Origin of the sequence: Mesorhizobium sp. M0664 (genome assembly GCF_040320565.1) — a bacterium.
In the GTDB taxonomy this organism is placed as follows: Bacteria; Pseudomonadota; Alphaproteobacteria; order Rhizobiales; family Rhizobiaceae; genus Mesorhizobium.
Genome location: NZ_JAMYPW010000112.1, coordinates 1 through 988, shown reverse-complemented (window position 1 = coordinate 988; position 988 = coordinate 1). Strand labels below are relative to the sequence as shown.

Annotated in this window: 2 protein-coding genes; both read left to right on the top strand. The window is 65.1% G+C overall.

The window, feature by feature from the left end:
* Window positions 1–386 (top strand): IS66 family insertion sequence element accessory protein TnpB (gene tnpB / locus NKI39_RS34175; protein WP_352837556.1); only part of this gene is annotated, 386 nt, incomplete at its 5' end.
* Window positions 387–452: 66 nt separating this feature from the next.
* The coding region (locus NKI39_RS34170; RefSeq protein WP_352837553.1) for an IS66 family transposase at window positions 453–988 on the top strand (536 nt) is incomplete at its 3' end.

The window sequence follows — 988 nt, the reverse complement described above, 5'->3', positions numbered from 1 at the left end:
ACACTGGCGGCAGCGATGGTGAAGGCGCTGGGCGTTTCATGATCCCGGTTCCGAGCCAGGTGCGGATCTGGTTGGCGGTCGGCCGGACCGATATGCGTCGCGGGATGCAAGGCCTCGCTCTGCAGGTTCAGGAGACGCTGGGCCGGGACCCGCATGCCGGCGATATTTATGTCTTCCGCGGCCGCAGCGGCAATCTGATCAAGATTATCTGGCATGATGGGCTCGGCATGTCGCTGTATGCAAAACGGCTCGAGAAGGGCCGGTTTCTATGGCCGTCGCCGGCGGACGGCACGGTTTCCATATCACCGGCGCAGCTCGCCTACATGCTCGACGGGATCGATTGGCGCAACCCGCTTCACACGTTCCGCCCGCAGCGCGCGGGCTGAGTTTTTCTTTGAGTTTGCGCCATTTTCCGCGAGTCAGCGGACGCGTTTTATGATTCACTCCAGGGCATGGTTGCCACCGCCCAGGATGCTGTTCCGGACGATATTGGCGCGCTGAGAGCAGCGCTGACCGCGGCGCTGGCCAGAGCCGAAGACGAGGCCGCGCGCGCTGCGCTGGTCGAGGCCGAACTGGCGGTCGCCAGGGCCAAGGCATCGGATGATGCGGCGCTGATCGCGCATCAGCATCTGACGATCCGGAAGCTGCAGCGGGCGCTGCATGGTCAGAGTTCTGAACGCTCAGCCCGCCTGCACGACCAGATGGAACTCACCTTCGAGGAACTCGAGAGCACCGCGACGGAAGACGAGATCGCCGCCGAACAGGCCGCGGCCCGGACCACCGAGGTGGCGCCTTACATGCGCAAGCGACCGGCGCGCCAGCCATTTCCCGAGCATCTGCCGCGCGAACGCGTGGTCGAGCCGGCGCCGGCCGCTTGCCATTGCTGCGGCGGTCATCGGCTGCGCAAGCTGGGTGAGGATATCACCGAGACGCTGGAGGTGGTGCCGCGGCAATGGAAGGTGATCCAGCACGTGCGGGAGAAGTTCAC